Annotated in this window: 9 protein-coding genes; 3 read left to right on the forward strand and 6 right to left on the reverse strand. The window is 66.9% G+C overall.

Going from position 1 to position 8,094, the window contains the following annotated elements; translation table 11 throughout:
- Positions 1 to 39 precede the first annotated feature (39 nt).
- A complete protein-coding gene (locus tag AC3RXY_RS11935; RefSeq protein WP_491511151.1) occupies positions 40 to 777 on the reverse strand; it encodes an ABC transporter ATP-binding protein in 738 nt (245 codons plus the stop codon).
- Positions 774 to 1,391, reverse strand: coding sequence for a PadR family transcriptional regulator (locus AC3RXY_RS11940; RefSeq protein WP_491511160.1), 618 nt, complete (start codon positions 1,389 to 1,391; stop codon positions 774 to 776). Before AC3RXY_RS11940 ends, AC3RXY_RS11935 begins: the two co-directional genes overlap by 4 nt.
- Before the next feature lie 385 nt (positions 1,392 to 1,776).
- Between AC3RXY_RS11940 and mobF the strand changes: the two genes are divergently transcribed.
- Complete coding sequence (gene mobF, locus AC3RXY_RS11945; protein ID WP_491511152.1) at positions 1,777 to 5,247, forward strand: MobF family relaxase; 3,471 nt, start codon at positions 1,777 to 1,779, stop codon at positions 5,245 to 5,247.
- A 9-nt stretch (positions 5,248 to 5,256) separates the two neighbouring features.
- On the opposite strand, the gene AC3RXY_RS11950 is transcribed toward mobF, so the two are convergent.
- From AC3RXY_RS11950 to AC3RXY_RS11965, 4 genes are all read right to left on the reverse strand, one after another.
- A complete protein-coding gene (locus AC3RXY_RS11950; RefSeq protein WP_491511153.1) occupies positions 5,257 to 6,015 on the reverse strand; it encodes a DUF6226 family protein in 759 nt (252 codons plus the stop codon).
- Positions 6,016 to 6,073: 58 nt separating this feature from the next.
- Complete coding sequence (locus tag AC3RXY_RS11955) at positions 6,074 to 6,346, reverse strand: hypothetical protein (protein ID WP_491511154.1); 273 nt, start codon at positions 6,344 to 6,346, stop codon at positions 6,074 to 6,076.
- 5 nt (positions 6,347 to 6,351) lie between these two features.
- A complete protein-coding gene (locus AC3RXY_RS11960) occupies positions 6,352 to 6,585 on the reverse strand; it encodes a hypothetical protein (RefSeq protein ID WP_136033246.1) in 234 nt (77 codons plus the stop codon).
- A 113-nt stretch (positions 6,586 to 6,698) separates the two neighbouring features.
- Positions 6,699 to 6,923, reverse strand: coding sequence for a helix-turn-helix domain-containing protein (locus AC3RXY_RS11965; protein WP_491511155.1), 225 nt, complete (start codon positions 6,921 to 6,923; stop codon positions 6,699 to 6,701).
- Between the two features lie 99 nt (positions 6,924 to 7,022).
- Between AC3RXY_RS11965 and AC3RXY_RS11970 the strand changes: the two genes are divergently transcribed.
- Both AC3RXY_RS11970 and AC3RXY_RS11975 read left to right on the forward strand, forming a co-directional pair.
- Positions 7,023 to 7,676, forward strand: a complete 654-nt coding sequence (locus AC3RXY_RS11970; RefSeq protein ID WP_491511156.1) for a helix-turn-helix domain-containing protein — start codon at positions 7,023 to 7,025, stop codon at positions 7,674 to 7,676.
- A partial coding sequence (locus AC3RXY_RS11975; RefSeq protein ID WP_491511157.1) for a tyrosine-type recombinase/integrase occupies positions 7,673 to 8,094 on the forward strand: 422 nt, incomplete at its 3' end. The genes AC3RXY_RS11970 and AC3RXY_RS11975, both read left to right, overlap by 4 nt.

Consider the following 8,094-nt stretch of genomic DNA (forward strand, 5'->3'; position numbering starts at 1 on the left):
GCGCTGCAAGAGCGAGTCGCCGCCATATCCCACGCATGGTCATGGCTGACCCGGGCGTGATGCTGCGTTCAGCGCCTCCATCGAGAGCGGCTCTGGGCGCGACTCGTCCACGATGCGCCCGTCCTTGAGGAACACGACGCGGTCCGCCCATGCCGCGTACCGTGCGTCATGGGTGACGAGAAGACCACCAGCACCATCGTCGATCTGTTGCCGAATCATCATGAGCACCGCTTCGCCGGAGTCCGAGTCGAGTGCGCCGGTAGGTTCGTCCGCGAGGATAAGCTCACGCGGTCCGACCGTCGCGCGCGCGATGGCGACGCGCTGTCGCTGACCGCCCGAGAGGTCATCGGGATAACGACCCTCCAGGCCCACGAGCCCTACGGCTTCGAGTGCTTCCGCTGCCGCCCGGCGGGCTACAGGGAGGGGCTGCCCGTCCAGTTCCAGGGGGAGGGCGACGTTCTCTGCCGCGGTGAGGGTGGGGACGAGGTTGAAGTCCTGGAACACGAATCCCAGCGCGCGGCGCCGGAGACGTGCCCGTGTTCGGCGAGTCATCGTCCCAATGTCCATGCCCTTGACCCGAACGCTGCCTGAGGTGGGTGGTTCCAACGTGCCGGTGATCGCTAGCAGCGTCGATTTTCCTGACCCTGACGCGCCCATGATGGCAACCATCTCGCCGGCCTCCACAGCGAGGCTCACCCCGCCCAGTGCTGCGACCTCGGCCGCCCCACTGCCATAGCTCTTGCGAATATCGTGGAGTTCAACAAGTGGGGCGCTCACTTCGATGTCTCCTTCGCCGCCGCGGTACGAGGACGCCCACGAGCCGGCAGGTCAGTTTCGAGGTCGAAGGCGACGAGTACGCCCTCTCGGGCCAGTCGGCTCATCTTCGCCTCGACCTGATCGAGCCATCTCACGCGTGCTTCAGCCGCGAAGATCAGCGAGTCGACGACGAGCTCCCATCCCAGCGACTGCCGGTCCGATGGTGGCGGAGATGCCCTCTTGGTTCGGTTGAGTTCCTGAAGCTGCGACACGGTTGCTCGCCGCTGTGTACCAATCACGCGACCCACGTCGACGCCGGGCAACGTGAGCGCTAGCGCGAGCTTGGCCGGCAGTTCGTTCCGGCTATCGCCCGGCCGTTCGACGATCGGGTCGTCGAACCAACGATGCACCTCGCTGCGGCCGGGTTCGGTGATCTCGAAGCGTCTCTGCTCCACGCCCTCGTCATCGAGAGCTGAGATCAAACCATCGCGCTCCAACCGCTCCAGGGTGCTATAGACCTGAGCGACGTTCACAGGCCACGTGCCACCCGTGCGCGTTTCGAACTCGCGCTTCAACTGGTAGCCGTAGCACGGCCCTCGACCCAGCACTGCCAACAGCCCATGCCTGACAGACATCGCATCCCACCTCGTAAATAGTAACGCGATAAGTATATAGACTCCGGCCTCAGCCAGGAGGTTCGGAATGATGCAGCGAGTTGGCTCTGCGATCGCCGGCCTCGGCAGTGAGCGCTCACTGAAACGTTGCGTCTCCCACAAGTTCGCGTCGATCCCCACGGAACTGTCCATCTGATGCGCCGGATCTTGATCGCCTCGAAACCTTAGAGATTCGAGAGGTCTCACCGCCGACCACCGAAGTGTCCACGACGCCCTGAGGTGTCCCGATACAAAACTGTCCACTATGTCCTGAACTGTCCACTATGTCCTGAGACATCACACTTCTCCTCCGAATGAACGTATACCACCGTGGTAGATACGTGGATTTCTATAGTAGAAACATCAGGTGGTGATCCTCATGCACGGCGGCGTGATCCTGTTCCGGGGAACCGGGGCCGATGCGCGCCGTTATGTCGAGGCCGACCGCTCTCGCGCTGATGACTACTACCTCGGCGCGGATGCGTCCGTGGCGGCGTTCACCGCGCTTGATGGCGACGGGAACGTGACCGCCACGCTCGGGCTCGACCCGGAGACGTACTCTGCCTGGGTGGACTGGACGAACCCGCTCACGGGCGAGTCGATGGGCAAGCCGCGCCTACCGGGTGAGGGGCGGCAGGGGTCGCCGCGGTTCGCGGAGATGGTCGTGAATGCCCCGAAGTCGCTGTCGATCGCCGCAGCTCTCCACCCCGAGGTGTCGGAAGCTCTTGACCGGGCGCAGCAGGATGCGGTGGCGGAGATTCATCGGTGGCTGGCCCAGCACTCCGTGACCCGTGTGGGGCCGCGCGGCAAGCAGGAGGTTGTGCCCGTCTCGCAGTTGCAGACGATGGCGGTGTCGCACCGCACGTCGCGGGCGGGTGATCCGCACCGGCATGTCCACTTTCAGATCGGTACCCGTGTGTGGGCGGCGGGGAAGTGGCGGGCGCTGGATACGGCGGCACTGTTTCGGCAGCAGGGCGCGATCCGCGCTCTCGGCACCGCCGTGATCGCCGCACACCCTGAGCTTGCGGAAGTGCTGGATCGGCACGGTTTGACCCTTGATCCCGTGTCGGGTGAGGTGGTCGAGCTCGAGCGATTCAACGGAGTGATGAGCAAACGCGGCGAGCAAGTGCGCAAGCACATGGAACGCTTCGAGGCCGAGTGGGAGGCCGCGCATCCCGGCGAGGCGATGGGGCCAGTAGTCTCCGCGCGTCTTGCGGCGAAAGCGTGGGCGCATGAGCGGCCCGCGAAGAAGCCCACGACCCTCCGCGAAGAACACGCCTGGGTGGCCGAGTTGCGGGAAGCCGGCTACGACCCGGGCACGTTGCGCCGGCCTGCGCGTCGTGCGCCGGCGGCGCTGGATGACCTCTCCGTGCAGACCGTCGCGAGCCGGGCGCTCGATCGTAGCGCGGCAGGGAGTTCGGCGTGGGCGCGGCATACGGTGCAGGAGCACGCGACCCGGATTATGACCGAGTACGGCGTGCAGGCATCACCCTCCGAGATACGCGCTTTCGTCCAGGTTGCAACATCGTTGGCGCTGGAGGATTGCTTCTCGATCCTCCCGCCCGGTGCACCAGCACCGGAGCATGTTGCACACCTCATGTCTCTCAGGGTGGTGCAGGCGGAGACGGAGCTGCGCAATCTCATCGCCGCACGCATCCCGCCGCAAGACCCGGAGCACCCGGACGTGCGCCGGGCCGCGCGCAGGCGCGGCCTGAATGCCGGGCAGGAGCGCGCCGCCGCCGCGGCCGCATCAACCGACCCGCTCGTGGTCGTAGAAGGTGCAGCAGGGAGCGGAAAGACGACGATGCTCGCCGTCGCAATCGAGGTCGCCGCACGACACGGGCGGGCGTCGCGGGTGGTCGCGCCGACGTTGCGCGCCGCGCAGGTCGCACACGACGAACTCGGCGTGCCCGCGACCAGTGTTGCGGCGCTCGTGCACGCGCACGGCTGGCGATGGAACAGCGACGGCGTATGGACCCGCCTCGCACCCGGCGACACCGACCCCGACACCGGACGCTCCTATCGCGGCCCGGCAGAGGGCGCGCGGCTGGCGTGGGGTGAGCGGGTGATCGTGGACGAGGCCGGGATGCTCGACCAAGACACCGCAATTGCCCTCCTGACCGTCTGCGATGAGGCGGGCGCAACGGTCGCGCTCGTCGGGGATCGCGCGCAGCTCGCCGCGGTGGGTCGCGGTGGGGTGCTCGATATGGCCGCGCAGCTCCGGGGGCGCACGTTCGATATGGCTGAGGTGCATCGCTTCACCGATCCCGCCTATGCCGAGGTCACGGTGCGGATGCGCGACGGGCGCGACCCCGGCGAGGTGTTCGACCGGCTCACCGCGCTCGGCCTCGTCCGCCTGCACGCGAGCGACGAGGACGTGCGCGAGCACATCGGCGGTCAGCGCCGGAAGGGTGAAGCGATCACCGTCACCTCGAACGACGAGGCGCGCGCCGTGAACGCACGTATTCGGGAGGAACGGGTGGCGCGTGGCGAGGTCGACGACCACCGCACCGGCACCGGCAGCGACGGCCTCCCCATCGGTGCCGGGGACGTGATCCAGATGCGCAAGAACAGCACCAGCATCGGTGTGGCGAACCGTCAGAACTGGATCGTGCAACGCGTCGAGCAAGACGGGGCATTGCGTGTGCGCGAGGCGGGGAGCGGGCGGAAGTGGCAGCGCACCGTCAGGCTCCCCGCTGAGTATGTGGCCGAGTACGCGCACCTGTCGTACGCGGCGACCGCCTACGGTGTGCAGGGCGCGACCGTCACGGGATCTCACACGATCCTCACTGATGCGACCAGCGCCGCAGGCGTGTACGTCGGCATGACTCGCGGCCGGGAACAGAACCTGTTGCACGTCGTCGCCGAGACTCAGGAGCAGGCGCGGGAGCAGTTCATCGCGGCGATGGAACGCGACCGCGCCGACCGCGGCCTCGCCGACGCGACCGAACGCGCAGCAGAGGCCGTGCGGGGGCTCGTGGACGAGGCGCCGGTGCGGCTCGTGCAGACCGAGCGGGCACGCCTCACCCAACTCATCGAACGAGCGGAGCAGGACGCGGCCCTGTTCGAGGACGCCACCGCCCGATTCACCGCACAGAAGCAGGCGCATCACGTCGAAGCCGAGGAGCACGCCGAGCTTATGACCCATGCGAAGGCGCTTGCCGAGCACACCCGGCACGCGGTCACTGCCGAAGTGGAGACGCGGGTTCGGACGGATGGGCAAGAACTCGTGAAGGCTCGCGCGCATCTTCACGCCGCTCGCGACGCCGCGCGGGCGGCGAGGTTCGGGCGCAGGCGCACCGCCGCCCGGAACATCAACGCCGCGGAAGAATCGGTCGAGAAGATCGAGCAGCACGTCACGCAGACATGGGGCACCGCGCCGTCTCTGTTGCGTTCCGTCTCCGAGTGGGCGCAGACGATCGCAACCGGACATGCCGACGCCCACCCCGAGGTGCAGGCGGCTGAACAGGCCCTCAGCGACACCGAGGCCGCGAAGCAGCAGACCGCCCAGCGGCAGGTCGTCGAGCGGGATCGCCTCACCATCGAGGTCTACGGGGCAGAGCAGGCACGGCAGATGCGAGGCACCTTCCGCATCCCCAACCCCACGGCCGACGCCGAACGCGCCAGAAAGCGGGCAGCCGAGGCGCGGCGCATCATCGCGGAGCTGGACGCGCGCCCCGTCGCTGAGGCCGCCGAATGGCTCACCCAGCGGCGAGAGCAGCAGCGGACCGAGCGCGAGGCGCTCCAAGCCCGTCAGGAAGCCCTCACGCGCCACAACGCCGGGCCGACCAGGACCGGCCCGGATCAGGGGCGAGGAAGACCAGGACTCAGCCTGTGACCAGAGCGGTCAGGCCGCGGCCGCCTGGGAATCGCTCAGCAGCCGAGAGGCTTTGGGCGGCCAGGGCAGCCAGTTGCCATCGGCGCTGACGGCGGCCACCGCATCGAGTGCGGCGCGGGCAGACTTGAGCAGTTCGGCTGGCACGTCTTCCGCGCGCGACTGTCCGCTTCGCTGGTCTCCACCGTCCAACGACCGCAGACGGTAGGTGACGGTCTGCCCCATGCCCTTCACAAGGCCGCGACCTCGGTCATAGCTCCATTTCGCGCGCCGTGGTTCGCTCACCTCCTCGCCGAAACCACCGCCGACGATCGCGAACACCTGCCACTCAAGTTCACCTGCGACATCGTCCCATCGCTCATCGCAAGCGTTGCAACCGCACGAGGGGTAGAACTCCCTGAAAAGCGTTCCGGCGTGCACCCGCAGCCCCGGATAGCTCGTCAGCACGACCACGAGCGGAGCACACGCATCGCCTCGCGGAGTGAGCCGCACGGCGCGCACGGTCTCCTCGGCGGTCGGCGCGTGCAGCAGGCCGGTCGTAACGTGGGGCCCTTCCTCGACATCGACGTCGTAGTTGGAGACGAGATAGTCGATGAGCGCCGCCGCGACAGCATGCAGCGGAGCGAAGCGCTCCGGGTGCTCATCTACCGAGTAGCTGTCCTCGGGCGGGGTTCCCCCGCGGCTCACCCAACGGTTGCCGTAGTCGATGACGTTGCCGTCATCGTCTCGGAATTCGACCGATTCGATCTGCGGTCTCGTGTACTCACTCATGTGGACTCCCGCCCCCGTTCCTCCTTTGCCCCGCGAGATGGGCAATGGCATCCCGTCGTTACGCTGACGCGCTGTAGCGCTGGCGTGCGGCCTCGCCGCTGGTGCCGATCGCTTCGCCGACCTCGCGCCACGACAACCGCTTCTCGCGCGCGGCACGCACGGCGTCTGCGAGTTCGCGTTCGGCGGTGTCGCGCCGCCAGGCGGCGAGCTTGACCGCCATCACGGGTGGGATCGGGGCGTCCTTATCGCCGGGCTTCGGTTCGTAGTTCTCGAACGCGTCTGCGAACTCGTCGGCGCGGGCCTTGATGTCTTCGATAGAGCGTGGAGCCATGGTGTTCACCTCAGATACTTGGGTCGGGCCGGACGCATCGCGTGCGCGATAGCGATCACACCGTGCCATTCGATGACACCGACTTCGACCAGGGTGCCGGTCTCGTCGGGGCCGATGAACATGGTCATCGCGTCGTCTTGCACGAAGTGCCGGACAGGGAAACGGAGCGCATGGAGCATCGCCGCATCCGAGACGCCGTGCCGGTGGGCACTGTCCAGGATGATCGGGTCTGATTCCATGTCACAAGTTTACTTGCCACAAGATAACTTGTCGAGCGTCCGACGTGAGTGTCGCCACACGCGGAGCGGGAGCGCCGCGCCGGGGGTGCCGATTCGGCACAGCCAGCGGAGTGTCAGGCTTCCCCATTGTCGGTCGTGGCGTCGGCGAAGAGGGCGAGGAACTTCTCGCGCGGGATCACGATGCGCCGCCCGAGCTTGACATGTGGGATGGTGCCCTCGTTGGTGCTCGTGGTGATCGTGCGGGGATCGACGCCGAGTGCTTCGGCGGCTTCTTTGCGGGTGATGACGAGGCTGTGCCGCTTGCGGAGGTCGTCCATGTCGAGGGTGCTCTGCCGCATCGTCACACCATCCGTTCGTGTCAGCACCGAGAAATGTGGTTCATCCCACCGCAGAGAATCGCACTTTCGCTGTCAAGCATTGCGTTGTAATTTTCTACTATGGAAACAGAGAGGGTGCGGGGCAACCCCGCAGGCATCACGAACACGCACGTCGCGCAGAACATCCGAGCCGCCCGGCAAGCGATCGGTATGGACTTGCGCACTATGTCCGACGGGCTGAAAGCCGCAGGGCGAAAGCTCTCCACCTCGGGCATCAGCAAGCTGGAGGCCGGGGATCGCCGCGTGGACGTGGACGACCTGACCGTGATCGCCTACCTGCTGCGCACCACCCCGGCCGCGCTCCTGACCCCACCGGATGAGCAGACGACGCTCACCGGGGTGCCGGAGGGGTATGAGCCGGAGGAGATTGATCGGTGGATGCGCGGGGAACTCGTGCTCACCGATGAGGGGTTGTTCAACTACTGGCAGCAGGAATGGGTGATCTGCACTGACCGCATCCATCACCTCGAAACCACCCTCGCGGGCATGACCGCCCCCAGCAGAGACGACCCCGAGAAGCCGAGCGCGCACCCCAAGACGATCGCCGCCTACCAGGAACGCCTAGAGGCAGCGCGGGCACGCGCGCGGGTGATCCAGGAGCGCGGCGTGCAGCTCGACCCGGAGGGGCGTGTGTTCAACGCCAAGGACTACATCGAGAACTATGCCGGCACGCACCGGCCCGGGCAGACCACGGCAAGGAGCACCCGGTCATGACGAAGAAGCCACAGTCCGCAGGGCAAGACGGCGGGGGTGAGAAGCAGCAGCGGCGCTCCCGTTCCCGGCAGCCCGGCTCGATCCAGTCCTATGACACCGACACCGGGAAGCGGTGGCGGTTCCAGATCTACGTCCTGAAAGACCCCGAGTACCCCGAGATGGGATCGCGCAGGCTCACCCGTTCCGGGTACACCAGCACCGACGAGGCGAACGACGCCTTGCAGGAGGCGTTGAAGCAGCGCAAGCAGAACGAGAAGTTCGGCAACAAGGTGCCGACCGTGGGCACCTATGCGGATGAGTGGGTGGCGGGACTCGAGCTCGCGACGTCCACGATCAAGGGATACAAGAAGATCATCCGCAACCACATCCGCCCCCGACTCGGCACGATCCGGCTCGACAAGCTCACCGCCACCCGTAT

It is taken from the genome of Microbacterium longlingense, from assembly GCF_058349825.2.

Coding starts and splice junctions, on each gene's coding strand:
- AC3RXY_RS11950 (WP_491511153.1), bottom strand. CDS start 6,015: ATGAGTGAGTACACGAGACCGCAGATCGAATCGGTCGAATTCCGAGAC.
- AC3RXY_RS11940 (WP_491511160.1), bottom strand. CDS start 1,391: ATGTCTGTCAGGCATGGGCTGTTGGCAGTGCTGGGTCGAGGGCCGTGC.
- AC3RXY_RS11960 (WP_136033246.1), bottom strand. CDS start 6,585: ATGGAATCAGACCCGATCATCCTGGACAGTGCCCACCGGCACGGCGTC.
- AC3RXY_RS11970 (WP_491511156.1), top strand. CDS start 7,023: ATGGAAACAGAGAGGGTGCGGGGCAACCCCGCAGGCATCACGAACACG.
- AC3RXY_RS11955 (WP_491511154.1), bottom strand. CDS start 6,346: ATGGCTCCACGCTCTATCGAAGACATCAAGGCCCGCGCCGACGAGTTC.
- AC3RXY_RS11965 (WP_491511155.1), bottom strand. CDS start 6,923: ATGCGGCAGAGCACCCTCGACATGGACGACCTCCGCAAGCGGCACAGC.